This window comes from Streptomyces sp. NPDC041784, assembly GCF_055591025.1.
In genome coordinates this window covers 33,416-58,889 of record NZ_JBVJAB010000022.1, presented here as the reverse complement: position 1 = coordinate 58,889, position 25,474 = coordinate 33,416, and the positions used below count along the sequence as shown (strand labels likewise).

Below are 25,474 nucleotides of genomic sequence, written 5' to 3'. Positions count from 1 at the left end.
CGGCCGCGATCAGTCCCCCGCCCCGGCATCACACGGCCTGCTCCCCCGTCCCCTCCCCTCACGTACCCTCACGCCGCTCTCTCTCCCGACTGGAGATCCCACAGCGAGGCGTAGAGCCCGCCTCGCGCGAGGAGTTCGGTGTGTGTGCCCTGTTCCGCCACCAGCCCGCCCTTGTCCAGGACGTGGATCCAGTCGGCGTTGCGGATGGTCGACAGGCGGTGGGCGATGATGATCAGGGTGCGGTTCTCGGCGAAGGTCCGCAGCGTGCGCTGGATCGCGGCCTCGGTCTCGTTGTCCACGGCCGAGGTGGCCTCGTCGAGGATGACGACGGGTGGGTCCTTGAGGATGGCCCGGGCGAGCGCGAGCCGTTGCTTCTGGCCGCCGGACAGGGCCGCGCCGCGTTCCCCGATCAGCGTGTCGTACCCGTCGGGCAGGGCCTCGATGAAGGGGTGGGCCTCGGCCATGCGGGCGGCGCGCTCCAGTTGATCGCCGGTGGCGTCGAAACTGCCGTACCGGATGTTGTCGGCGATGGTGCCGTCGAAGAGGAAGGGGTCCTGGGCGACGAAGCCCACGGCTTGGCGCAGTCCCTGCCGGGACAGGTCGCGAACGTCGCGGCCGTCGAGCAGGACGCGGCCGGAGTCGGTGTCCTGGAAGCGCAGGAGGAGTTTGGCGATGGTGGTCTTGCCGGAGCCGGTGGGGCCGACGATGCCGGTGACCCGGCCCGGTGCGATGCGCAGGGAGAGGTCCGTGAGGACGGGCGGCCGGCCGGGGTAGGCGAAGGTGACCCGGTCCAGGGTGACCGCGCCCTTGACGTCGTCGGCGTGCACGGGGTGGTCGTGTCCGACGGGTTCGGACGGCAGGGTGTGGAGGTGGCGGACGCGGTCGTGGGCGGCGAGGGTGCGCTGGTACTGGTCGACGATGCCGCCGAGCCGGGTGAGCCGCAGCAGGACCTGCTGGGGCAGTCCGATGAGCGGGCTGAACACCTCGAAGGGCAGGGTGCCGTTGAGGACGGAGCGGCCGCCGAGGAGGAGGGTGCCGGTCATGGAGGCGGTGGTGACGGCGCGGATGGTCTCGGCGTGGCGGACGGTGGAGCGGTCGGTACGGTGGCTGCTCTCGCGGCAGACCTCGCTGAGCCGGTCGACGCGTTCCGCCTCGTACTCCTCGGTACAGAAGCTCTTGACGGTGGCGCCGGCCTCCAGGCTGTTGACCAACTGGCTGTGCAGTTCGGCCCGGTGCTCGGTGGAGACGGCGTAGTCGGCGGCGACGCGGTCGTGGTAGTGGAAGGACAGCCAGGCCACGATCGGCATCGGCAGGAAGGCGATCCACGCGATCTCGGGCGCGAGGAGAAGGAACGCGGGGACCAACACCAGGAAACTGGTGGCGAGTTGGACGATGTCGTTGGCCGAGTTCGTGAAGAACGCGCCGAGTTGGGAGACCTCTTCGGTCAGGACGCCGGCGATCCGGGTGGTGCGCTCGCCTTCCAGGTGGCGCAGTTCGAGCTGCTGCACCCGGGTGTAGGTGGTGTTGCGCCAGTCGTGCTGCACGGCCTGGCCGAGCTTGCGCCATTCGACGTTCGCGGCGTACGAGAGTCCGGCGACGGCGCCGCAGGCCACGCCGGCGGCGCCCGCGAGGAACCACAACTGGGCGGAGGCGGTGGTCAGTCCGAGGGCGAGCAGCGGGGCGGCCTGCCCCTTGATGAGGACCAGTGCGATCCAGCCGAGGAAGAGCCCGAGCGCCACTTCGGTGAGCTGGCAGACGGCGGAGAGCGCGGAGGCGAGACAGAGGCGGGGTCTGTGCGGGCCGACGATGTCCAGCAGGGAGCGCAGGGACGAGGCCGGTCGGGCCGGTGACGTCTCGTCGGCCGTGGGAGCCGCCCGGCCGGTGGCGGAGGCGCCGACGCCATCAGATCCACCGGAGCCGCCGGAAGTGCCGAGGGAAGCCGTTGCCGTGGCCGCGCCTCGTACGGCACGGCGTACGACGACGACCGTGGCGGTGACCACGGCGCCGAGCACGACGAGCGGCCTGCGCAGGAGCTTGCCGGGTCCGAGGGCGAGGGCCGCGGCCGTCGCGCCTCCGGCGAGGGTGAGGGCGGTGCCCGGGAGACGCCCGCTGCGGGACGGGGCGGGCTGATCCGTCGTGCGTCGCGGTTTCCGAGCCGCTCCGGAAAGCGCCTCGGACACGTCCCCGGACCCGGCTCCGGACGGCGGCCCGGACACTGCTCCGGACGGCGGATCCGTACGCGGCCGGGGGCAGTGGAAGACGGCCGCCAGTGAATTCCTGATGAAGCGTCCGATGTCGGCGGTTCCGAGGCCGGGTTCATGGAGGACGAGAACGCCTCCGGTGACCTCGCTGACCCTGACCGACCTGATTCCCGGGGATTTCCTCAGCACCTCTTGGAACACGTCCGCGAGATGTCTCTTCCCCGCCATTTCTGGAATTTTCCAGCGCTGCCGCCCCGGAATCACGGAGCACATTCTCAGCGAGTAGGTTTCCGCCGTTTCCGTTTTCTCCGGGGCAGGCCCGCGTACGGCCAGATCCCCCACCAGCAAAGTCATTTTTCGCAGATCCCGAACTGTTCTCTTCGAGGCGTGACGGTTCTTTCGGGGCGTGGGGTGTCAGTTCGCCTTGCCGGTGACGGCCGCCGGCGTGCGCCCCTTGCCGGACGACTTGGAATGGCCGTCGCCCGCGGCGGCCTGAGGCGCCGGGCCGGACTGGGCAGCGGACGGCGCGGGCTCGGCGGCGGACGGGGCGGGCCGAGCGGCGGCCGGTGCGGGCCCGTCTCCCCCCGTCATCTGCGCGGCCACGACTTCGGCGGTGACCTCGGCCGCGAGATCCTGGAGCCCCTCACTGGCCTCGTGCGCGGCGCGCTTCACCTCCATCACCAGCCCGACCGAGGTCTTCACCAGGCCGCGCATCAGCGGTTTGACGACGCGCTTGGCCAGAGGGGCGGCGATGAGGCCGATCAGGAACGGGGGAACTACAGGCGGCATGACGCGCACCCCTTCTTTTCCTTATTGCTCGCGTGGATTCTCCGCGCGAATCTGCTCGCGCTCTTCGCTCGCGCTCTCTTCTTGCGCTCTCGCTCGCGCTGGCGCGCTGCGCCGCTCACGGTTTCCGAGTCGGCGACCGGGGTCCCTTTACCCCGGCATGTGCGAACCTGCGTCAGCCTATCCGAGGCGTGTCCGCAGAAACCAAGCCGAGACCCGTGCCGTCACCCGGAAGAGTAATCCGCCCACAGGAAACCGATGACTTCAGGCCAGGGGCCTTCCGGATCGGATCGGTGCCGGGGCCATCGAGGGCGGCGGAATCAGGCGACCGAGCCGCCACCTTTCCCCAGGAATTTCACGGAGCGTGCAGCATACACGTGGCCAGTAAGGGAGGTCCGGAAACGGAAACGGAGAATCGTTACCGCCCAACGGCGCGCGGCGCGAGGGAGGACGTCCCGAGCCGAAACCATTGACGGGGTCATGCACACCCCCTATCTTCTGGCCGAAGTTACGAACCACGTTCGAAATCACGAACAGCTCACGAATATCGACACGCGCAATCCTCGAACAACCACATAAGGCGACTTCACGGACAAGGGACGGTCCCGTATGCCTCGGATGGTTCGTCGGCGCCCCGGCGCGCCCGCAACGCGCCGCAGACCTCTGCTCGTCTGCGTGCTCGCGCTCCTCGTCGCCCTGGTGGCGGCGACCCAGCCGGTGTCCGCGGCGGAGGGCCGCCCGTACACCAACCCGCTGAAGTCGGCCAAGGGCGCCGACCCCTGGCTGGAGTACTACGACGGCAACTATTACCTGATCACCACGACGTTCACCGGTGTCCTCGCCATGCGCAAGGCGCCGACCCTGGCGGGCCTGGCCACCGCGCCGAGCGTGCAGGTGTGGTCGGACACGACCTCGACCCGCAACACCAACATCTGGGCGCCGGAGATCCACCGGTTCAACGGCCGCTGGTACCTGTACTACTCGGCCGGGCAGAGCGGGGTGGCCTGCTGCGACTCCCAGCGCACCCACGTCCTGGAGAGCGCCGGCACCGACCCGCTGGGCCCCTACACCTACAAGGGCTCGCTCACCGGCTCCAATCTGACGCCGGGCGGCTGGCTGATCGACGCCAGCGTGCTCCGGGCGAACGGCAACCTGTATCTCGTCGGAAGCGGATTCGTGAACGGGAGCACGCAGAGCCTGGTCATCGCCCCGATGAGCAATCCGTACACACTCGCGAGCAGTACCTTCACGGTGATCTCCAGCCCCACGCTGAGCTGGGAGACCTCGGGCGCGCCGGTCAACGAGGGGCCGGAGCCGCTGTATCACGACGGCCGGACGTTTCTGACGTTCTCCGCGAGTTACTGCCAGACGGCCGACTACAAACTCGGTCTTCTCGAACTGACCGGCTCCGACCCGCTGAACCGGGCCTCCTGGACGAAGACCCAGACGCCCGTGTTCCAGCGCAATGACGCGGGCGGTGTCTACGGCCCCGGGCACAACGGCTTCTTCACCTCGCCGGACGGCACCGAGAACTGGATCGTCTACCACGCCAACTCCTCGGCCGGTGGCGGCTGCGGCAACGGCCGGACGACCCGGGCCCAGAAGTTCACCTGGAACGCCGACGGCACACCGAACTTCGGCACCCCGGTGGCGCTCGGCACCACCCTCCCCGGCCCCTCCGGCGAAACGGCGGCGACCCCCACCTCGTACACCCTCGTGAACCGCAACAGCGGCAAGTGTCTCGACCTGTCGAGCGGTTCCACCGCCAACGGCACCAACGTCCTCCAGTGGACCTGCACCGGTGGGACCAACCAGAGATGGCGGATCGAGGATCTCGGCGACGACACCAGCCGGCTGGTGAACGTGGCCGGCGGCGGGGTGCTGGACACCGCCGACTGCTCCACCGCCGACGGCGCCGACCTGCGCCAGTGGTCGTGGCTGAACAACAAGTGCCAGCGGTTCCGGCTCGTCTTCACCGCGAGCGGCGACCACGTCCGGATCGTCAACGAGAACAGCGGCAAGGTCGCCGACGCGGCGGACTGCGGGACCGCGAACGGCACCGACGTACGGCAGTGGACCTGGCTGAACAACGCCTGCCAGCAGTGGCGCCTCGTACCCACCACCTGACCCCCTCCGCGCAGCACTCCCCCTCGTCTGGAGAACCCCCCTTGAGACGCAACGCCGTACGGCTGTTCCTGGCCGTCCTCGTCGCCCTCGCGGCCGTCCTCACCGGCACGGTCGCCCCCGCCCAGGCCGCGGTGCCCGACTCCCCCGCGGTGACGTACACCAACCCGATCGCCGAGCAGCGCGCCGACCCGCACATCTTCAAGCACACGGACGGCTACTACTACTTCACCGCCACGGTCCCCGCGTACGACCGCATCGTGCTGCGCCGGGCCACGACCATCCAGGGCCTGTCGACGGCGCAGGAGGTCACCATCTGGACCAAGCACACCAGCGGGGTCATGGGCGCCCACATCTGGGCGCCGGAGATCCACTTCATCGACGGCAAGTGGTACGTGTACTTCGCGGCCGGCGCCACCGACGACGTGTGGGCGATCCGGATGTACGTCCTGGAGGGCACCGGCAGCAACCCGCTGACCGCGACCTGGACCGAGAAGGGCCAGATCAGGACCACCTGGGAGAGCTTCTCCCTCGACGCCACGACCTTTGTCGTGGGCGGTGTCCGCTACCTCGCCTGGGCGCAGCGCAACCCGGCCGAGGCGAACAACACCAGCCTGTTCATCGCGAAGATGGCCAACCCCTGGACGGTCTCCGGCACTCCGGCGGAGATCTCGCAGCCGACGCTGTCCTGGGAGACGGTGGGCTACAAGGTCAACGAGGGCCCCGCGCTCATCCAGCGCGGCGGCAAGGTCTTCATGACCTACTCGGCGAGCGCCACCGACGCCAACTACTGCATGGGCATGCTGACCGCGTCCGCGACGGCCGACCTCACCGACCCGGTGTCCTGGTCGAAGAGTTCGTCGCCCGTGTTCAAGTCGAGCGACGCGACCTCGCAGTACGGGCCGGGGCACAACTCGTTCACGGTGTCCGAGGACGGCAAGTCGGACATCCTCGTCTACCACGACCGCAGCTACAAGGACATCAGCGGTGACCCGCTCAACGACCCCAACCGCCGCACCCGTGTGCAGAAGGTGTACTGGAAGGCCGACGGCACACCCGACTTCGGCATCCCGGTCGCCGACGGGGTCACCCCGCAGCGGTTCTCGTCGTACAACTACGCGGACCGTTTCATCCGGCACTGGGAGTACCGCGCCAGGATCGAGGCGAACGTCAGCCCGCTCGCGGACTCGCAGTTCCGGGTGGTGACCGGGCTGGCCGGCACGGGCACGGTCTCGCTGGAGTCGGCCGGCTTCCCCGGCTACTACCTGCGGCACAAGAACTTCGAGGTGTGGCTGGAGAAGAACGACGGCACGGCGGCCTTCGCCTCCGACGCGAGCTTCCACCGGCGGTCGGGGCTCGCGGACTCGGCGGGCATCTCCTACGAGTCGTACAACTACGCCGGCCGGTACCTGCGTCATTACAACTACCTGCTGTTCGTGCAGACACCGAGCACGGCGACGGACCGGGGGGACGCCACCTTCTACGCCCAGTGAAGCGCCCGGTGAAGTGCCCCGTGAGGCGCCCGGTGAAGCGCCCCGCGAGGCGCCCGGCGGCATGATTTCGAGACTATACATGGGGTGTATACACCTTATGTATAGTCTCGGCATGCCTTCTCTGACCAGGAAGATGAAGAAAACGGGGGCCGGGTTGCGCGCCGTCGCCGTCTCGGTGGCGGCCGCTTCTCTGGCGGTCGTCCTGAGCGGCTGCGGCGGACTCGACACCACCGCGCCGAGTTCCGTCCGCGCCGCGCCCTCGACCACCACGCAGGCCGCCCGGTTCGGCACCGTCGACTGCCGCGAGGCGAAGTGCATCGCGCTCACCTTCGACGCCGGACCCAGCGAGAACTCCACGCGGCTGCTGGACATCCTGAAGGAGAAACAGGTTCCGGCAACGTTCTTCCTGCTGGGGAAACGGCACATCGAGAAGTACCCGGACCTCGTCACACGCATGGCCGACGAGGGGCACGAGGTGGCCAGCCACACCTGGGACCACAAGATCCTCACCGAGCTGGACGAGGACGGGATACGCGAGGAACTCGAGCGTCCCAACGACGCGATAGAGCGCCTCACCGGCCGCCGGCCCACCCTGATGCGCCCGCCGCAGGGCCGTACCGACGACACCGTGCACAGGATCTGCCGCGAGCTGGGCCTGGCCGAGGTGCTGTGGACGGTGACCGCCAAGGACTACACGACGACCGACTCCGACCTGATCCGCGAGCGCGTCCTCGACCAGGCCGACCGTGACGGCATCATCCTGCTGCACGACATCTACGACGGCACCGTGCCGGCGGTCCCCGGGATCATCGACGCGCTGAAGGAACGCGGTTACGTCTTCGTCACCGTGCCCCAACTGCTGGCGCCCGGCGAGGCGAAGCCGGGCGAGGTCTACCGCTGACGCGCCGGCCCGGGTGCGCGCATGTCAAGGGACCGCGCGACTGCGCCAACTGTGTGAGCCGCCGGGGAACCGTCCGCCGGGCCTCGCGGACTCCCTACGATCACTGTGTGGTCACCTTCCAGCTCGAACGCACGGTCCCCCTCCCCCTCCAGGAGGCGTGGCGCCGGCTCACCGAGTGGCACCGGCACGGCGACGTGGTCCCGCTGACCCGCGTCACCGTCGTCACTCCCCCGCCGACCCGCGAGGGCACGGTGTTCGTGGCCCGCACCGGCCTCGGCCCGTTCACCTTCGACGACCGGATGGAGGTCACCGTGTGGTGCCCGCCGGCCGAGGACGAGCCGGGGCTGTGCCGGCTGGACAAGCGGGGCCGGGTCATCGTGGGCTGGGCCGAGATCGAGGTCCGGCCGGGCCCCGGCGGCCGGGCCCGGGTGATCTGGCGGGAGGAACTGCGCGTACGTCTCCTGCCCGCCTTCCTCGACCCGCTGCTGGGGTCCGCCGCCCGGCGGATGTTCGGCCGCGCGGTCAACCGCCTGCTGCGCCGCCCCTGAGACCCCGGCGGGGGCCTGCCAGGCGGTCTGGGCAACGGTCGTCACCGCATGTCAGGGTGTTTCCATGGCGGATGCGAGCGAGATCGAGGCGCTGGCGGCGGACGGGCTGCGGTGGTTGTTCGAGACCGCGCGGGACACGGGCGGCGGCGGGCTCGGATGGCCCGTCCGACCGTCGGACCGCGAGGTCGATCCGATGCTCTACAACGGCACCGCCGGGGTGGTGCCCGTGCTGCTGGAGGCATGGCGGCACTTCGGGGACGACGTGTACGCGGACGGCGCCCTGCGCGCGGCCCGTTCCCTCGCCGACGCGGTCGACACCCACCCGGACGACTCGCTCTACTTCGGCCGCACCGGGATCGCCCTCGTACTGCGCGCCGTCCACCGTGAACTGGACTCCCCGGAGGCCGACTCGGCGGCCGGGCGGGCGCTCGCGGGGGTGCGGGCGCGGTTCGACGGGACGCGCTGGGGCGAGCTGTTCGAGCTGATGGGCGGCAACGCGGGGATCGGGCTGGGGGCCTGGGCCGCCGGGGACCCCGAGTTGGCGATGCTGGCCCTGGAGCCGTACGCGCGGACCGCCGAGCCGACAACGGCGGGCGTCACCTGGGAGTTCAGGGCGGGGATCGCGGAGCGGCTGCACCATGTCTCGCACGGCACGCTCGGGATCGCGTACGCCCTCGCCGCGGTCGGGGCGGCCGCCGGGCGCGCCGATCTCGTCGAGCTGGCGCGGGCCGGGGTCGCCGACGTCGTGGCCCGGAACGAGGGTGGTCCGGACGGGTTGCTGATCCCGCATTCCGACCCGCCCTACCGGCCCGACGTCATCGAACGGCACAGCTACGGCTGGTGTCACGGCCCGGCCGGCGACGCCCAGGTGTTCCGGCTGCTGCGGGACGTCCTCGGCGAGCCCGGGTGGACGGACCTCGCCGACCGCTGCTGGCACACCGTCACGCGGTCCGGGTTGCCGAAACGCCTGCGGCCCGGCTTCTGGGACAACAACGGCCGTTGCTGCGGCACGGCGGGCGTGCTGGCACTGGCCTGCGACCGGATCGCCGAGCAGGGCGACTCCCCCGCGTTCGCCGAGGTCCTGGTGACGGACCTGCTCGCACGCGCGACGAGGGACGCCGCGGGCGCGCGCTGGTCCAACGTCGAGCACCGGGCCGACCCGAGCGCGCTGGAACCGCAGGCCGGGTGGGCGATGGGCAACGCGGGCATCGTGCGGGAGCTGCTGCGGTACGCCCGGATCACCGGGGGCGGCGACCCGGCCTACGCGTTCGCCTGGCCCGACCAGCCGGCGGCACGGGCTCAGGCCACCGAACCGATCCGGCCGGCCGGGGCCGACGTCAGGTCGTGATGGATCGGCGTGTGCGCGCCGGTGAGGGAGACCCCGCTGCCGCCGCGCCGGTTCGCGACGATCTCCGCGGCGATCGACAGGGCGGTCTCCTCGGGCGTACGGGCGCCCAGGTCCAGGCCGATGGGCGAGCGCAGCCGGGCCAGCTCCAGCTCGGTGACGCCGACCTCGCGCAGCCGCTCGTTGCGTTCCAGATGCGTCCGGCGTGAGCCCATCGCGCCGACGTAGGCGACCGGCAGACGCAGCGCCAGCCGCAGCAGGGGGACGTCGAACTTGGCGTCGTGGGTGAGGACGCACAGGACGGTCCGGGCGTCCACCTCGGTGCGTTCGAGGTAGGTGTGGGGCCACTCGACGACGATCTCGTCGGCTTCCGGGAAGCGGGCCTTCGTCGCGAAGACGGGGCGGGCGTCGCACACCGTCACATGATGGCCGAGGAACTTGCCGACCCGGACCAGCGCGGACGCGAAGTCGATCGCGCCGAACACGATCATCCGGGGCGGGGGGACGGACGACTCGACGAGGACGGTGAGCGGGGCGCCGCAGCGGGAGCCCTGTTCGCCGATCTCCAGGGTGCCGGTGCGGCCCGCGTCGAGAAACGCGCCGGCCTCGGCGGCGACCGTGCGGTCGAGTTCGGGATGGGCGCCGAAACCGCCTTCACCGCGTCCGTCGGGGCGGACCAGCAGCGCGCGGCCGACGAGGTCCGCCGGGCCGCACACGATCCGGGCCAGGGCGGACGCCGTGCCGCTCGCGGCGGCTTCGAGGGCGGCCGCGACCACCGGGCGGACCGGGTCGCCGGCCCGCACCGGGGTGACGAGGATGTCGATGACGCCGCCGCAGGTGAGGCCCACGGCGAAGGCGTCGTCGTCGCTGTAGCCGAAACGTTCGAGAACGGTCTCACCGTCCTGGAGTGCTTGCTGGCACAGCTCGTAGACCGCGCCCTCCACACAGCCGCCGGAGACCGAGCCGATCGCCGTGCCGTCGGCGTCCACCGCGAGGGCGGCACCCGGCCGGCGGGGCGCGCTGCCGCCGACGGCCACCACGGTGGCGACGGCGAAGTCACGGCCCTGCGCGGTCCACCGGTTCAACTCCTCGGCGATGTCCAGCATGTCTCGGTCTCCTTGACGGCGGTGTGCTGAGTCGGCGGTGAGTGCGGCTAGTGGACGCCCAGCCAGCCCTCAATGGGATTGAGTGCGAAATAGACCAGGAAGATCCCCGTGAGGACCCACATGAACGCCCCGATCTCCCGCGCCTTGCCCTGGGCCGTCCTGATGGCGACGTGTGAGATGACGCCGGCGGCCACGCCCGTGGTGATGGTGTACGTGAAGGGCATCAGGACGACGGTGAGGAAGACCGGGATCGCGGTGGCCCGGTCGGCCCAGTCGACGTGTCGGGCGTTCATCAGCATCATCGCGCCGATGACGACCAGGGCGGCGGACGCGACCTCCTGCGGGACGATCGCGGTGAGCGGGGTGAAGAAGAGGCAGGCGGCGAAGAAGGCGCCGGTGACGACCGAGGCGAGGCCCGTGCGGGCGCCCTCGCCGACGCCGGTGGCCGACTCGATGAAGACGGTCTGGCCGGAGCCGCCCGCCACGCCGCCGACGGCACCGCCGGCGCCGTCGATGAACAGCGCCTTGGACAGTCCGGGCATCCGGCCCTGGTCGTCGGCGAGCTTCGCCTCGGTGCCGACGCCGATGATCGTGGCCATCGCGTCGAAGAAGCCGGCGAGGACGAGCGTGAAGACGATCATGCCGACCGTCATCGCGCCGACCTCGCCCCAGCCGCCGAACTCGACGTTCCCGAAGAGCGAGAAGTCGGGCATCGACACGGCGCTGCCGTGCAGTTCGGGGGCGCCGGCCGCCCACTGCTTGGGGTCGACGACACCGGCGGCGTTGAGGACCGCGGCGACGACCGTACCGCCGACGATGCCGACGAGGATGGCACCGGGGACGTTGCGGGCCTGGAGCATGAAGATCAGGAGCAGGGTGCCGGCGAACAACAGCACGGGCCAGCCCGCCAGTTCGCCCGCCGGGCCGAGGGTGACCGGGGTCGCCTCGCCCTGGTGCACGAAACCGGACTTGTAGAAGCCGATGAGGGCGATGAACAGGCCGATGCCCATGGTGATGCCGTGCTTCAGCGCGAGCGGGATCGCGTTCATGATCATCTCGCGCAGGCCGGTGACGACCAGCAGCATGATGACGACGCCGTACATCACGCACATGCCCATCGCCTGCGGCCAGGTCATCTCCGGGGCGACCTGGGAGGACAGGACGCCGGAGACGGAGAGGCCGGCGGCCAGGGCGAGCGGGACCTTGCCGACGAAGCCCATCAGCAGGGTGGTGAAGGCCGCGGCGAACGCGGTCGCGGTGATCAGCGCCTTCTGGCCGAGCGTGTCGCCCGCCGCGTCCTTGCCGGACAGGATCAGGGGGTTGAGCAGCAGGATGTACGCCATCGCCATGAAGGTGGTGACGCCGCCGCGCACCTCGCGCGCGACGGTGGATCCCCGCCGGGATATGTGGAAGTACCGGTCGAGCCAGGACCGTCCGGCCGGGACGCGGGTGCCTTCGCCCGCGTCGTCGGCAGTGGTCCTCGGCTCCAGTGACTGCTGGGTCATGTGGGCCTACTCCCAAGGTTCATAGGGGCACCCGCGTCCGACCGCCTGACGGCGCGCCAACCACCGTCGTGGCTGCGGGATTTGGGAAGGTGCTTCGGCCGCACGACCCGGGGGACGGCCCGAGACGAACGATCTGGGGTGCTCCGGGCGGCGCGGAGTGTGTGACGTTCCGCGCGCCGCCCGGAGGTTCGGTGCTACGCCGTGCCGGTGAGGTGCTCCGGTCGGACCGGCGTCCTGTCCAGCTCCAGCCCGGTCGCGTTCCGGACGGCCGCGAGGACCGCCGGGGTGGACGACAGGGTCGGGGCCTCGCCGATGCCGCGCAGCCCGTACGGGGCGTGGTCGTCGGCGAGTTCGAGCACGTCGACGGGGATGGTCGGCGTGTCGAGGATGGTGGGGATGAGGTAGTCCGTGAAGGAGGGGTTGCGCACCTTCGCCGTCTTCGGGTCGACGATGATCTCCTCCATGACGGCCACGCCGAGACCCTGGGTCGTGCCGCCCTGGATCTGGCCGATGACGGACAGCGGGTTGAGTGCCTTGCCGACGTCCTGCGCGCAGGCCAGCTCGATCACCTTGACCAGGCCCAGCTCGGTGTCGACCTCGACGACGGCGCGGTGGGCGGCGAAGCTGTACTGCACATGTCCGTTGCCCTGGCCGGTGCGCAGGTCGAAGGGCTCGGTCGGCCGGTGCCGCCACTCCTCCTCGACCTCCACGGCCTCCTCGCCGAGGACGTCCACCAGGTCGGCGAGGACCTCGCCGCCGTCGGTGACGACCTTGCCGCCCTCCAGGAGCAGTTCGGCGGTGGCCCAGGCGGGGTGGTAGGTCCCGAACCTGCGGCGCCCGATCTCCAGGACCTTCTCGCGGACCAGCTCGCAGGCGTTCTTCACCGCGCCGCCGGTGACGTAGGTCTGCCGGGAGGCCGAGGTGGAACCCGCGGAGCCGACCTGGGTGTCCGCCGGCTGGATGGTGACCTGGGTGACGCCCAGCTCGGTGCGGGCGATCTGCGCGTGCACGGTGACACCGCCCTGGCCGACCTCGGCCATCGCCGTGTGTACGGTGGCCACGGGCTCGCCGGCGACGACCTCCATCCGGACCTTGGCGGTGGAGTAGTCGTCGAAGCCCTCGGAGAACCCGACGTTCTTGATGCCGACCGCGTAACCGATTCCGCGGACGACGCCCTCGCCGTGCGTGGTGTTGGACAGACCGCCGGGCAGCTGCCGTACGTCGGCACCCTCGCTGCTCTCCCACTGGCGCTCCGGCGGCAGCGGCATCGCCTTGACCCGGCGCAGGAGTTCGGCAACGGGGGCGGGTGAGTCCACCGGCTGGCCGGTCGGCAGGAGCCTGCCCTGTTCCATGGCGTTCAGCTGGCGGAACTCCACCGGGTCCAGGCCGAGTTCCTTCGCCACCTTGTCCATCTGCGCCTCGTACGCGAAGCACGCCTGGACCGCGCCGAAGCCGCGCATCGCGCCGCAGGGCGGGTTGTTGGTGTAGAGGGCGATGGCCTCGATGTCGACGTCGTCCACGACGTAGGGGCCGATGCCGAGCGAGGAGGCGTTGCCGACGACGGCCGGGGAGGCGGAGGCGTACGCGCCGCCGTCCAGGACGATCCGGCACTTGACGTGGGTCAGCTTGCCGTCGCGGGTGGCGCCGTGCTCGTAGTACAGCTTGGCCGGGTGGCGGTGGACGTGTCCGAAGAAGGACTCGAAACGGTTGTAGACGATTTTGACGGGTTTTCCGGTGCGCAGGGCGAGCAGGCAGGCGTGGATCTGCATCGACAGGTCCTCGCGGCCGCCGAACGCGCCGCCGACGCCGGCCAGCGTCATCCGCACCTTGCTCTCGGGCAGGCCGAGGACGGGCGCGATCTGGCGCAGGTCGGAGTGGAGCCACTGGGTGGCGATGTAGAGATGGACGCCGCCGTCCTCCTCGGGCACGGCGAGGCCGGACTCGGGGCCGAGGAAGGCCTGGTCCTGCATGCCGAAGGTGTACTCGCCCCGGACCACGACGTCGGCCCGTTCGGCGGCCGCGGCCGCGTCGCCGCGGACGATCGGCTGGCGGTGGACGATGTTCGGGTGCGGGACGTGGCCGATGTGGTGGTCGTCGCGGTTCTCGTGGACGAGGATCGCGTCCGGGGCGGTCGCGGAGGCCTCGTCGGTGATGACGGGCAGCTCGCGGTACTCGACCTGGATCTTCGCGGCGGCGCGGCGGGCGGTCTCCGGATGGTCGGCGGCGACGATGGCGACCGGCTCGCCGTGGTGACGGACTTTGCCGTGGGCCAGAACCGGGGTGTCCTGGATCTCCAGGCCGTAGTTCTTCACATCGGTCGGCAGGTCGTCGTACGTCATGACGGCGTACACGCCGGGGGTGGCGAGGGCCTCGGCGGTGTCGATGGAGACGATCTCTGCGTGGGCGACCGGGGAGCGCAGGATCTGGCCCCAGAGCATGTCCTCGTGCCACAGGTCGGACGAGTACGCGAACTCGCCGGTGACCTTGAGGGTGCCGTCCGGGCGGAGGGTGGACTCACCGATGCCGCCCTTGGTCTGCGAGCCCTGGGTGATCTTGGTGGGGGTGCCGGTGGGGGCACCTCCCGCTCGAGCGAAGCCGAGAGTGGGGGAGGGCATGTCGCTCAGACCCCCTCTCCCTGCCGGGCGGCCGCGAGGCGGACCGCGTCCATGATCTTCTCGTAGCCGGTGCAGCGGCACAGGTTGCCCGAGAGCGCCTCGCGGATGTCCGCGTCGGTCGGATTGGGGTTGTGCTCCAGCATCTCGTCGGCGGCGACCAATAGACCGGGCGTGCAGAAGCCGCACTGGACGGCGCCGGCGTCGATGAACGCCTGCTGGATCGGGGAGAGTTCGGCGCCCTCGCCGGTCTGGGAGTCCTGGCTCTTCGCGGCCCACTGCTGGGCGTCCTGGAGGGACGTGCCACAGGCGCCCGTACCGCAGGAGCGCTGCTTGGCGTAGTCCGCGAGCCCCTCGACGGTGACGACCTCGCGGCCCTCGACCTGACCGGCGGCCACGAGACAGGAGCACACGGGGACCCCGTCCAGGCGGACGGTGCAGGAGCCGCACTCGCCCTGCTCGCAGGCGTTCTTGGAGCCGGGCAGGCCGAGGCGCTCGCGCAGGACGTAGAGCAGGCTCTCGCCCTCCCACACGTCGTCGGCCTCCTGCGGACGTCCGTTGACAGTGAAGTTGACGCGCATCACGCAGCTCCCTCGGTGTGGCGGCGGGCGCCGCGGTACGACTCCCAGGTCCAGGTCAGCGTGCGGCGGGCCATGACGCCGACCGCGTGGCGGCGGTAGCTCGCGGTGCCCCGGACGTCGTCGATCGGGTTGCAGGCGGCGGCGCAGAGGTCCGCGAACTGCTTGGCGACCGACGGGGTGATGATGTTTCCGTTGTCCCAGAAACCGCCCTCTTCGAGTGCCGCGTCGAGGAACTCCTCGGCGGTCCTCGCCCGGACCGGCGTCGGGGCGGCGGATCCGATGCCGGTGCGGACCGTACGGGTCTGCGGGTGCAGGGCGAGGCCGAAGGCGCAGACCGCGATGACCATGGCGTTGCGGGTGCCGACCTTGGAGTACTGCTGGGGACCGTCGGCCTTCTTGACGTGGACGGCGCGGATCAGCTCGTCGGGGGCGAGCGCGTTGCGCTTCACGCCGGTGTAGAAGTCGTCGATCGGGATGAGCCGGGTGCCCCGGACGGAGGCGGCCTCGACCTCGGCGCCGGCCGCGAGGAGGGCGGGGTGGGCGTCGCCGGCCGGGGAGGCGGTGCCGAGGTTGCCGCCGACGCCGCCGCGGTTGCGGATCTGCGGGGAGGCCACGGTGTGCGAGGCGAGGGCCAGGCCCGGGAGTTCGGACCGCAGGTTCTCCATGATCCTCGTGTAGGGCACGGAGGCACCGAGCCGCACGCTGTCCTCGCCGACCTCCCACTCGTAGAGGTCACCGATGCGGTTGAGGTCGAGCAGGTACTCGGGCCGCCGGTGGTCGAAGTTGATCTCGACCATCACATCGGTGCCACCCGCAATCGGCACAGCGGTGGGGTGCTCGGCCTTCGCGGCGAGCGCCTCCTCCCAGCTGGCGGGGCGAAGGAAGTCCATGACCGGCTCTCTTCTTCGTCTCGTGAGTCTCGTGAGTCGTTCGGTTCGAGCCAGAATCGGGTGCGGCGGGCCGGCTCGTTCATGTGCTGTTCACGCGGAGTGGGGCCAGTACACAGCGCGGTACTCCGACCGGGTCAGTCACGGAAACCATGAAGGAGTTGGCTGGTCGGGGCAGCCATCTTGTAGATTCGTATGAACGGAGGCCTTCAGTAACCTCCTCGTTTTCCTGTGGAAACGTAGGAAACAACCTGGCAATCGAAGAATGCGGCTCGTGACCGCCCGGGAGGGTGGCCGACGCTCCGCCGACGGGCCTGCGAAAGGGCCGACGGCGACCCCTTTCCACGTGACCCTGCACCATTCATCGTAGATTTCGAGACAAGGAACGGCGGCGACGAGATGCGGCTGCGCGCACTTCTGGACACCGATGCGCTGGGCCTCAGGCTCCTCGGCGGCGAGGACGAACTGGACCGTGCCGTGCGTGGGGTCATGACCACCGACCTGCGGGACCCCAGCCGCTACCTCTCCGGCGGCGAGCTGGTGCTGACGGGCCTGGCGTGGCGCCGGGACGCGGCGGACTCCGAGCCGTTCGTACGGATCCTGGTGCAGGCCGGCGTGGCCGCGCTGGCCGCCGGCGAGGCCGAGCTGGGGGCCGTGCCGGACGACCTTGTCCTGGCCTGCGCCCGGCACCGGCTGCCGCTGTTCGCGGTGCACGAGTCGGTGGCCTTCGCGACGATCACCGAGCACGTCGTACGGCAGGTCAGCGGCGAGCGGGCCGGGGATCTCGCGGCCGTGGTCGACCGGCACCGGCGGATGATGACCTCGGGCCCGGCGGGCGGCGGCCCCGACGTGGTGCTGGACCTGCTCGGCTCCGACCTGGACCTGCGGGCCTGGGTGCTCTCCCCCACCGGGCGGCTGATCGCGGGCCCGAAGGTGGCGGGCCCGGCGCTGCCGGCCGACCTGTGCGGCCGGCTCGCGGCGGAGCATCTGGCGGCCGTGCGCACCGGTCGGCGCGGACCGCACCGGGTGGTGGTCGACGGTACGACGTACTCGCTCTTCGCCGTGCGCGGCGGCGGCCGGTCCCCGCAGGGCGCCCGGGACGTGCGCGAGAGCGTGCTGTCGGACTGGCTGCTGGCCGTGGAGGCGGACGCCGGGGACTGGGCGGAGGAGCGGCTCGACCTGCTGCACGGCGTCACCCAGCTGATCGCGGTCGAGCGGGAGCGGCGGGACGCCGCGCGCACCGTGCGCAGGCGGCTGGCCCAGGAGGTGCTGGAGCTGGTCCAGACGGGTGCGGCCCCGGCGGAGATCGCGGCACGGCTGCGGGTGGCCGCGCCGGTGCTGCTGCCGGGCCTCGGGGCGGCCCCGCACTGGCAGGTGGTGGTGGCGCGCGTCGACTGGGACGGCGGGGAGCTGGAGGCCGGGCCGCTCGCCCAGGCGCTGCTGGAGGAGATCCTGGTCGACCCGCTGGCGACCGGGCCCGAGCCCTCCGACCGGATCGCCGTCGCCCACGCCGGTGACGAGGCCGTCGCCCTGGTCCCGCTGCCGGCGGTGTCCACCGAGCACGACGGCTCCGAGACGGGCGTACTCGCCGACGCGCTCCTGACAGCCGTACGGGAACCGCTTTCGGCCGGTCTCGACGGCGACGGGCGGCTCACGCTGGGGGTCAGCGCGGCCGTGCACTCGGCGGAGGGGCTGCGCGGGGCGCTGGAGGAGGCACGGCACGCGCGGCGGGTGGCGGCGGCCCGGCCGGGGCGGGTGTGCGCGGCGGGGCACCAGGAGCTGGCCTCGCATGTGCTGCTGCTGCCGTTCGTCCCGGACGACGTGCGCAGAGCGTTCACCGCACGTCTCCTCGACCCGCTGCGCGACTACGACCGACGTCACCGCGCCGAGCTGATCCCGACGCTGGAGGCGTTCCTGGACTGCGACGGTTCGTGGACGCGGTGCGCCTCCCGGCTGCACCTGCACGTCAACACGCTGCGCTACCGGGTCGGCCGGATCGAGCAGTTGACGAGCCGTGATCTGTCGCGGCTTGAGGACAAGCTCGACTTCTTCCTGGCGCTGCGGATGAGCTGACACCGGCTGCCGTCCGCTGAAACCCTTGGGGGCGCAGAGTCCCACGACTTTGTGAAATCCTTCACCCGCCCCCTTGGCCCGGTACCGCGATTCGTGCTGAGATGCGGCCACCACTCAAAGCTCGACGGCGCGCTCGGGGAGGGCAACGTGGCGTATTCCGCCATGTCCGGTACCGGAACGACCTCAGGTGAGGATCCTCTCCAGACGGCGGTGTGGCGGCTGCGCTCGCGGGCCTGCTGGGCCGACGCGGCCGCGCTGCTGCCGGCGGACACCGCGCCGGGCGCGATCCAGCGGGCGGGGCTGCTCGTGGAGCGGTGCCTGTACACCGAGCAGGGCTGGCAGGAGGCCGAGGACGCGCTGCGTACGGCGGAGGCGCTGGCGCACGGCGACGAGGAGCGGGGCGCGGCCGCTTGTGAACGGGGGCACCTTGCGTACGCGGCCACGGTGCACGGGGTGCGCGACCGGGTGGACGAGGCGCGGGCCGCGCTCGGCCGGGCGGCGGCGCTGATCCCGCCCGACGCCGCCGGGCGGGGCCTGCTGGACTTCCGGCGGGGGCTGCTCGCGGAGAACATCGCGCGCTCCCCGCAGGCGGCCCGGGCCGCGTACCGGCGCGCCCACACGGCTGCCGCGGCCCACTCCGACTCGCTGCTGCTGTCGTTCACCTGGCGCCATCTCGCGGGGCTCGCCCTGCGGGACGGCGAGGTGGCCGAGGCCCGGCACGGCTTCGCCGAATCCCTGCGCATCCGGGAGGAGTTGGGCTACCTGGTGGGCACGGCCCCGGCCCTCGCGTCCCTCGCCGACGCCGAAGTCGAGCCGGAGGCCTCACGGTTGCGCGAGGAGGCCCGCCGGCTCTTCCGGCTCCTGGGCGGCGTACCGACCTGGCTGGCTCACCAACTGGCTCCGCCGGCGGCTACGGCGTAGGCGGGGGGGTGGGTTGGCTGGGGGTGGGGTGTGGTCGGGGGTCCGACGGCGGCTGGGTAAGCAACCGACGCACCCTCGCACGCCCTGGAGGCGGCCGGACGGTGTAGCGCTCTGCTCCCGGCTCCCTGCTCCCGGCGCAGGCGTTGCCCATGTGCGCGGCCTCACAAGAGGCACGTCCGTACGTGCCTGGTGGCGGTGTGGACCGGCCCCGGGTCAGATCGTGGCCGTGAAGTGGTCGCGGACCAGGGCCTGGGCCGTGTCCAGGTCGCCGGTGGTCAGGGCGTCGAGCAGGGTCAGGTGTTCCGTCGCGTCGGCGAGCAGCTCCGTCCGGCTCCGGGGGGTCGCGGCGCTGGTCAGGGGCCACTGGGAGCGTCGGTGCAGGTCCTCCGCGATGCCGAGAAGCTGCTCGTTGCCGGAGAGGGCGAGCACGGCACGGTGGAAGACACGGTCGGCCTCCGCGTACGTGGCGCGGCAGCCGCCGGCCGCGGCGCGCACCGTCGCCTCCGCGAGGGGCCGCAGGTCCGCCCACCCCTCGGCCGGCACGGTACGGGCGAGTCGGAGCATCACCGGTACCTCGATCAGCGCCCGCACCTCGGCCAGTTCGGCGAGTTCCCGCGCGCCGCGCACGATCACCCGGAACCCTCGGTTGGGCACGACCTCGACCGCGCCCTCCAGCGCGAGCTGCTGCATCGCCTCGCGCACCGGCGTCGCGGAGACCCCGAAGCGCTCGCCGAGGACCGGCGCCGAGTACACCTCGCCCGGCCGCAGCTCCCCGGAGACCAGCGCGGTGCGCAGGGCGTCGAGGATCTGGCCGCGCACGGAGGCCCGCTGGACGACGGGCCGCGGGACCTCGGAACGCACGGCCTCACGCACGGCCTCGGGACGTACAGCCTCCGGACGCGCGACGCCGGGACGCACGGCCTCGGGACGTACGGCCTCGGGGCGCGCGATCTCGGAACGGGGGACTGCCGGACGCGGGATCGGGATCTCGCTGTGGGTGTGCTCACCGCGCACACCGCCCTGCGGGGCGCACCGCTCGCGGTCCGAGCCCCCGGCGGAGGCCGCCCGGGACTGCGCCGGAACCCACGCCCGACCAGGGCTTTCCTGCGGGAGTCCCGGAGCGGCGGCGCCCTGCGTGCCCTGCTTCACGGGTCCTCCCAGCGGATGTGTCGGTACTTGGGGTCATTACGGCGGGTTGTTACTCGCCCGTCAAGCACCTTAGGCCTACTGGCCGTCAGTTCAAATCCCAAACATAATGAGTAAGGTAAGGCTTACCTTTAATCACGCGCGGATCGGTGGTCCGGTATGCCCACAGCCCCGTCGGTCACAGCGGCGGCGTACGCCCGTCTCACAGAGGTCTTCCCCGGCCTGACGGTCACGGAGCTGGCGCCCGACGAGCCCCCGCCCCGGGGCGGCGGCTGGGTCGCGGCGGCCGCGCTCGCGGCGGGCGGGGCGGACCTGGACACCTTCCTGGCCTGGGACGACGCCCAGGTCGTACGCGACTACGGGCAGCGGGCGCGCCCCGACGTCGTCGCGAGCTTCGGACTGCACCGGTACGCCTGGCCCGCCTGCCTGCTGATCACCGTCCCGTGGTTCCTGCACCGCCGGGTGCCGCGCTACCCCGTGACCCACGTCTCGTACGACCGTACGGGCGAGGTGATGCGGATGGCCGTGCGCCCGCCCGTCTCGTTCGCCTGCCTGCCGGACGATCCGGCGGCGGCGCTGCCCGGCGCCCGGGTGGTCGCGGACGAGGAGGCGCTGCGGGCGCAGGTGCGGGAGGCCGTCGCCGAGCACCACGAGCCGGTCCTGGCCGGCTTCGGGCCGCGGGCCCGGCGGCGTGGGCGCGCCCTGTGGGGCATGGTGACGGACGAGGTGGTGGAGGGCCTCTGGTACGTCGCCCAGCTGCTCGGCGAGGGCGAGCAGGAGCGGGCCCGGCGCGAGCTGGAGCTGCTGCTGCCGGGCACGACACGGCCCTACGTCGGCTCGGCGGCCTTCCGCGAGCTGGCCGGACCGGACGGCGAGGCGCTGCCGACCCGGGACCGGGCGAGCTGCTGCATGTTCTACACCGTGCGCCCCGAGGACACCTGCGACACCTGCCCGCGCACCTGCGACGCGGACCGGGTCGCCAAGCTCACTGCGGCCGCCGCCAGTTGAGGGATCATCAGACATTCCCCGGGTCGGCGGGCCGTCCGATGTCCCGTAGGATCACCGGACGAGAAGACTCCCCTTGCGGTTACAGCTACTTCACAACTTCCTCACTCGTCGCGGGAACTTTCCGTTGAACCACCCGTACGGGTAGTCTTATTCGAACTCAACTCCCGCCCCTCAAGCGGCAGTTCGAGCAGAACGTCGCCCTGGGCATCCCCTTGCACTTCCTTGGCGGCCTCTTGCCCCGAAACCCCCTGAGGGACGGCGGGATTGGGCCACTATGGCGGGCGTTACGCCCTATCCCAATGCAAGGGACCCCAGATGAGACTGACCGACATATCGCTGAACTGGTTGCTTCCGGGCGCCGTACTGCTCCTGGGCATGCTGGCGGCGGTGGCGGTGCTCCGGCGCGGCAAGAACTCCTCGGGGAAGGACACGAGCGCGGACGACTCGTGGGAGCGCAGCGAGGAGCGCCGCAGGCGCAAGGAAGCCATCTACGGAATCGCTTCCTATGTGCTGCTGTTCTGCTGCGCCGCCGTGGCGGCCGCGCTCTCCTACCGAGGACTCGTCGGCTTCGGCCGCGAGAACCTGAGCCTCTCCGGCGGCTGGGAATACCTGGTGCCCTTCGGCCTCGACGGTGCGGCCATGTTCTGCTCCGTCCTCGCGGTGCGCGAGGCCAGCCACGGTGACGCGGCGCTCGGCTCCCGGATACTGGTGTGGACGTTCGCGGGTGCCGCGGCCTGGTTCAACTGGGTGCACGCGCCCCGGGGCATCGGACACGACGGCGCTCCGCAGTTCTTCGCGGGCATGTCCCTGTCCGCGGCGGTCCTCTTCGACCGCGCGCTGAAGCAGACCCGTCGCGCCGCGCTGCGCGAGCAGGGCCTGGTGCCCCGTCCGCTGCCGCAGATCCGCGTGGTGCGCTGGGTGCGGGCCCCCCGTGAGACCTACAAGGCGTGGTCGCTGATGCTCCTGGAGGGCGTGCGCAGCCTGGACGAGGCCGTCGAGGAGGTCCGGGACGACAAGGCCCGCAAGGAGGAGACCAAGATGCGCCGCCGCGACCAGCAGCGTGTCGAGCGCGCCCAGCTGAAGGCGATCAGCCGCGGCCACGGCCGCTGGCCCGGCCGCGGTGGCGGCGGTGGCGGCGGAAGCCGCCAGCTGGAGGCCCAGGCCGCCCTCGAGCGGGCCACCGCCGAGCGCGTTTCCGCGGAGCCTGCCATAGCCAACTCGGCCGAGCAGCTGCCGGTCCGTTCACGGCCCTCCCTGCAGCCGGTCCGGCAGGGCTCCGACCCGATCACCGTCGACCTCACCGCCGAGGACGACACCATGGCCCTGCCGCGGCTCGACTCCCTGGAGCGCAAGCTCAAGGAGATGGAGCAGCAGTTCGGCTGACCCACGGGGCCCTCGGGTGACATACGGGCGACAGACGGGAAGGGGCGCGACCTCGCAGGAGGCCGCGCCCCTTCCCGTTTTCCTGTCCTGGTCTCTCCGTTCGGCGCGGTGTCGCGCTACGCCGCTCCGGCGCCGAGTTCGAACCACACGGACTTCCCGACCCCGTGCGCCCGCACCCCCCAGGCGTCCGCGAGGGACTGCACCAGGATCAGGCCCCGGCCGTGCGTGCCGTCGTCGGCGATCGGCACGCGCGGCCGCGGGCGGCGGGCGACGAAGTCCCGTACCTCCACCCGGAGTCCGGCCGGTGACACAGTGGCCGTCAGGACCGCGTCCTGGTCGGTGTGGACGAGCGCGTTGGTGACCAGCTCGCTGGTGAGCAGTTCGGCCGTCTCCGAGCATCCGGGCTTCCCCCAGCCCTGTAACAGCTCGCGCAGCGCCCGGCGCGCCTCGGGCACCGCCCGCAGGTCCGCCCGCCCGAGTCTGCGGCTGAGCCGCGACGCCCGCTCGACGGCGCCGACTTCGTCCTCGTCCTCCGCGTTCTGCCGTGTCGCCGAGGTGTGCGCGATCGCCGTCGGACCGCTGCCTCGTGCCTGCCTCTTCATGACCCCCGCCCGCGTGCCGATGTCGGTTCCCCTCCTGCTCGAACACGTTCACGGGGATCCTTGCCCGGTCGACAGCGGGCCAGTCATGTCGAATCGTCAACGACCGGGTGTTCGGCCATGTTCGACCGGTTCCCGGCGGGGAGGTGTGAGGGGTGGCGGCACCCGATCGGCCGCCGCGACGGCGACGCCGCGCACGCCGGCTTCGTACGACCTCCTGCGGCCTCGTACGGCTGTCGCCGCTCGTGCGCGCGTACCGGTGGGCCGGGAGCGCCCCGTGCGGCGGTCCGTGCGGGGCGGGTGATGCGGGGCGGGCGGGCGGCATGTCCCGTCCGGGGGACACGCGACGGGTGTGCCGGTCCCGGCGCGCGCGTTCCGGCGAACCGCCCCGCGCGCCCTCGGTAACCGGTTTCGATCGGAGGAAACCACTGGTCCGCGGCCCGGTCGCGGAAGGTGGGACAGGTGGTACGAGGAGGCGGCGGGCCACCCGACGAAGGGCCTGCCGTACGGCGCCGTGGGCGCCCCGCGCCGGCGTGCCCCCGCGCGTCCCGCACCCGGTGTTCGCCTCCCCCCGCGAACGGCGGTGGGGGGGGGGGGGGCCCCCCCCCCCCCCCCCCCCCCCCCCCCCCCCCCCCCCCCCGTCCGCCCCGCCCGCGCCCGGGACTGCACACCCGGCCGACGGACGGACCACCCGGCATCCGCTCCTTCGCCGACCCGCCCCTGCCGACCTCGCCGTAGGCCCGGAAGGGATGGGGCGGTCGGTACCCGCGGCCGGCTTCATCGAGGCGCTCCGGCCCCGCCCGGACGAAGTTGGCCGAAATCGACCGCGTCGAGGCGGACGACAGGCGGCCGGCGGGCGCGGTGGTTCCCCTGGATCCGCCGGGTGTGCGTGCGGGGCTGGAGCCTGTCCTAGCTGCCGTCCGCTCCCTTCGGGCCGATGTGGAAGATCTTGTGGTCGCGGGTCATGTCGACGACCAGCCTGGTGGTGGTGCCGTCGCCCCAGGTGAGGGTGATGCCGGCCTCGGTGAAGTTCGCGGTGCCGTTGTCGGTGACCTTCCACTGGACCGGCGTGTTCTGGGCGCGCAGGACGCCGTCGGCGTGGTTCCTGGCCTCCCAGGCCTCCAGCTTCTTCAGGTACTCGGCGCCGATGTAGTGCCGGCGCAGCGCGTCCGCGAGCTTCCCACCCTGGTCGGGATCGCTGCGGGCGTCGATGTAGGCGCCGTAGAAGTCGGCGATGCGGGTGACGGAGTCGGACGGCTTGCCGGTGACCGTGCGCGGGCCGCCGGCGGAGGCCTGGGCGGTGACGCCGAGACCGAGGGCCGGCGCGAGGCCGGCCGCGAGCGCGGTGCGACGGCGGGTGGTCGTGTTCCTGGTGGTCATCCGAGGTTCCCCGTTGCCCGTCAGTGGAGCTTGTTGACGGCCGTGGTCGTGGTCTTCTTGAAAGCCTTCACCGGGGCGTTCCCGAAGTCGCCCATCTGGCCCCAGTCGACGACCGTCACGGTCCGGCCGTCCCGGCCGACGGAGAGGAGGCGGATGTCGGTCGCGCCCCAGGAGGTCTCCAGGTGCAGGCCGTAGACGTGGGCGCCCTCCTCGACGTCGAGCGTGCCGTAGTCCCGGAGCGTGGCCTCGATCTCCGGGTCGGCCCGCTCGATCCGCGTCGCGCAGGACTTGATGTCCTTGTTCACCCGCGAGAACCGGCCCTTGGCCGCGCTGACGCTCGGCGATTCGACGGAGACCTGACGCGCGCCGGTGTCCAGGTCGGTCCGGAACTCGCGGTACCACGAGTCCGAACCGCCGCCCAGGGCCTTGCCCAGACAGGTGTCCAGCTCGATCACCTCCGGTACGCCGCTGGTGACCCGGCCGGCCGTCCAGGAGGAGCCGGCGCGCGGCGGAAGGTCCTTGGCCGCGAGGAAGCCGGGCGCCTTCGGAGCAGCGGCGCCCGCCGGTGCGGAGAGGACCGTGCCGAGGGTGAGGCCCGTGACGGCCAGTGCGGTGAGCGCGGTGAGCGCGGTCGACCGGGTGTGCTTGGACATGGGTGATCCCCCGTGAGTGCGTGAGTGAGTGAGTCCGTGAGTTCGTGGAACGGCGCGCCGCCGGGACACCGGGTGGTCGGGTCCGGCCGTGCTCGGCGGCGACACCAAGAGCATCGGCGGTCCCGGCGGTCCGGGGCAACGGTCTTCGCCCGATCGGCCCGGGTGGAACCATCCCAGGCCATCTGACGTGCAGGTATATGAGTGCCTGGGATGACCGTCCCG

The 25,474-nt window shown here is 71.7% G+C and carries 20 protein-coding genes; 9 read left to right on the top strand and 11 right to left on the bottom strand.

Going from position 1 to position 25,474, the window contains the following annotated elements; all coding sequences use genetic code 11:
- Positions 1 to 68: 68 nt before the first annotated feature.
- Together ACZ6D7_RS34865 and ACZ6D7_RS34860 are read right to left on the bottom strand one after the other, a co-directional pair.
- On the bottom strand, positions 69 to 2,180 hold the full coding sequence (locus tag ACZ6D7_RS34865) for an ABC transporter ATP-binding protein (RefSeq protein ID WP_469499824.1): 2,112 nt from the start codon (positions 2,178 to 2,180) through the stop codon (positions 69 to 71).
- 435 nt (positions 2,181 to 2,615) lie between these two features.
- Positions 2,616 to 2,990 carry a DUF5132 domain-containing protein gene (locus tag ACZ6D7_RS34860; protein ID WP_469499822.1) on the bottom strand — a complete coding sequence of 125 codons (375 nt, stop codon included), beginning with the start codon at positions 2,988 to 2,990 and terminating at the stop codon, positions 2,616 to 2,618.
- Between the two features lie 615 nt (positions 2,991 to 3,605).
- Between ACZ6D7_RS34860 and ACZ6D7_RS34855 the strand changes: the two genes are divergently transcribed.
- The 5 genes from ACZ6D7_RS34855 (at position 3,606) to ACZ6D7_RS34835 (ending at position 9,401) form a co-directional block, all read left to right on the top strand.
- Positions 3,606 to 5,114 carry a family 43 glycosylhydrolase gene (locus tag ACZ6D7_RS34855; protein WP_469499918.1) on the top strand — a complete coding sequence of 503 codons (1,509 nt, stop codon included), beginning with the start codon at positions 3,606 to 3,608 and terminating at the stop codon, positions 5,112 to 5,114.
- Positions 5,115 to 5,155: 41 nt separating this feature from the next.
- Positions 5,156 to 6,604, top strand: a complete 1,449-nt coding sequence (locus tag ACZ6D7_RS34850) for a family 43 glycosylhydrolase (protein ID WP_469499820.1) — start codon at positions 5,156 to 5,158, stop codon at positions 6,602 to 6,604.
- A gap of 112 nt (positions 6,605 to 6,716) precedes the next feature.
- Positions 6,717 to 7,505, top strand: coding sequence for a polysaccharide deacetylase family protein (locus ACZ6D7_RS34845; protein ID WP_469499818.1), 789 nt, complete (start codon positions 6,717 to 6,719; stop codon positions 7,503 to 7,505).
- Between the two features lie 107 nt (positions 7,506 to 7,612).
- A complete protein-coding gene (locus tag ACZ6D7_RS34840; RefSeq protein WP_469499816.1) occupies positions 7,613 to 8,053 on the top strand; it encodes an SRPBCC family protein in 441 nt (146 codons plus the stop codon).
- Between the two features lie 64 nt (positions 8,054 to 8,117).
- Positions 8,118 to 9,401, top strand: a complete 1,284-nt coding sequence (locus tag ACZ6D7_RS34835) for a lanthionine synthetase LanC family protein (protein WP_469499814.1) — start codon at positions 8,118 to 8,120, stop codon at positions 9,399 to 9,401.
- On the opposite strand, the gene ACZ6D7_RS34830 is transcribed toward ACZ6D7_RS34835, so the two are convergent.
- The 5 genes from ACZ6D7_RS34830 to ACZ6D7_RS34810 all read right to left on the bottom strand — a co-directional run bounded on the left by ACZ6D7_RS34830 (position 9,353) and on the right by ACZ6D7_RS34810 (position 16,092).
- Positions 9,353 to 10,504, bottom strand: coding sequence for an XdhC family protein (locus ACZ6D7_RS34830; RefSeq protein ID WP_469499812.1), 1,152 nt, complete (start codon positions 10,502 to 10,504; stop codon positions 9,353 to 9,355). The two genes, ACZ6D7_RS34835 and ACZ6D7_RS34830, sit on opposite strands and share 49 nt — an antisense overlap.
- 47 nt (positions 10,505 to 10,551) lie before the next feature.
- Entirely contained in the window at positions 10,552 to 12,009 is a 1,458-nt protein-coding gene (locus ACZ6D7_RS34825) for an NCS2 family permease (RefSeq protein WP_469499810.1), read from the bottom strand.
- Between the two features lie 194 nt (positions 12,010 to 12,203).
- On the bottom strand, positions 12,204 to 14,624 hold the full coding sequence (locus tag ACZ6D7_RS34820) for a xanthine dehydrogenase family protein molybdopterin-binding subunit (RefSeq protein WP_469499808.1): 2,421 nt from the start codon (positions 14,622 to 14,624) through the stop codon (positions 12,204 to 12,206).
- Positions 14,625 to 14,629: 5 nt separating this feature from the next.
- A complete protein-coding gene (locus ACZ6D7_RS34815; protein WP_469499806.1) occupies positions 14,630 to 15,202 on the bottom strand; it encodes a (2Fe-2S)-binding protein in 573 nt (190 codons plus the stop codon).
- A complete protein-coding gene (locus tag ACZ6D7_RS34810; RefSeq protein WP_469499804.1) occupies positions 15,202 to 16,092 on the bottom strand; it encodes an FAD binding domain-containing protein in 891 nt (296 codons plus the stop codon). Before ACZ6D7_RS34810 ends, ACZ6D7_RS34815 begins: the two co-directional genes overlap by 1 nt.
- Positions 16,093 to 16,488: 396 nt before the next feature.
- On the opposite strand from ACZ6D7_RS34810, the gene ACZ6D7_RS34805 reads away from it, so the two are divergent.
- Positions 16,489 to 18,162 (top strand): PucR family transcriptional regulator, encoded by a 1,674-nt coding sequence (locus tag ACZ6D7_RS34805; protein ID WP_469499802.1) that lies wholly within the window; start codon positions 16,489 to 16,491, stop codon positions 18,160 to 18,162.
- A gap of 147 nt (positions 18,163 to 18,309) precedes the next feature.
- Complete coding sequence (locus ACZ6D7_RS34800; RefSeq protein ID WP_469499800.1) at positions 18,310 to 19,083, top strand: hypothetical protein; 774 nt, start codon at positions 18,310 to 18,312, stop codon at positions 19,081 to 19,083.
- Positions 19,084 to 19,296: 213 nt separating this feature from the next.
- Here ACZ6D7_RS34800 and ACZ6D7_RS34795 read toward each other — a convergent pair whose 3' ends face one another.
- The gene (locus ACZ6D7_RS34795; protein ID WP_469499799.1) at positions 19,297 to 20,232 is read right to left on the bottom strand and encodes a GntR family transcriptional regulator; all 936 of its coding nucleotides are present in this window, start codon (positions 20,230 to 20,232) and stop codon (positions 19,297 to 19,299) included.
- Between the two features lie 156 nt (positions 20,233 to 20,388).
- Between ACZ6D7_RS34795 and ACZ6D7_RS34790 the strand changes: the two genes are divergently transcribed.
- Together ACZ6D7_RS34790 and ACZ6D7_RS34785 are read left to right on the top strand one after the other, a co-directional pair.
- Complete coding sequence (locus ACZ6D7_RS34790; protein WP_469499797.1) at positions 20,389 to 21,237, top strand: (2Fe-2S)-binding protein; 849 nt, start codon at positions 20,389 to 20,391, stop codon at positions 21,235 to 21,237.
- Between the two features lie 315 nt (positions 21,238 to 21,552).
- Positions 21,553 to 22,620, top strand: coding sequence for a DUF2637 domain-containing protein (locus ACZ6D7_RS34785; protein WP_469499795.1), 1,068 nt, complete (start codon positions 21,553 to 21,555; stop codon positions 22,618 to 22,620).
- Positions 22,621 to 22,736: 116 nt separating this feature from the next.
- On the opposite strand, the gene ACZ6D7_RS34780 is transcribed toward ACZ6D7_RS34785, so the two are convergent.
- The 3 genes from ACZ6D7_RS34780 to ACZ6D7_RS34770 all read right to left on the bottom strand — a co-directional run bounded on the left by ACZ6D7_RS34780 (position 22,737) and on the right by ACZ6D7_RS34770 (position 25,252).
- The gene (locus ACZ6D7_RS34780; RefSeq protein WP_469499793.1) at positions 22,737 to 23,222 is read right to left on the bottom strand and encodes an ATP-binding protein; all 486 of its coding nucleotides are present in this window, start codon (positions 23,220 to 23,222) and stop codon (positions 22,737 to 22,739) included.
- Between the two features lie 906 nt (positions 23,223 to 24,128).
- Complete coding sequence (locus ACZ6D7_RS34775) at positions 24,129 to 24,599, bottom strand: hypothetical protein (RefSeq protein ID WP_469499791.1); 471 nt, start codon at positions 24,597 to 24,599, stop codon at positions 24,129 to 24,131.
- 20 nt (positions 24,600 to 24,619) lie between these two features.
- The gene (locus ACZ6D7_RS34770) at positions 24,620 to 25,252 is read right to left on the bottom strand and encodes a hypothetical protein (protein ID WP_469499789.1); all 633 of its coding nucleotides are present in this window, start codon (positions 25,250 to 25,252) and stop codon (positions 24,620 to 24,622) included.
- Positions 25,253 to 25,474 lie beyond the last annotated feature (222 nt).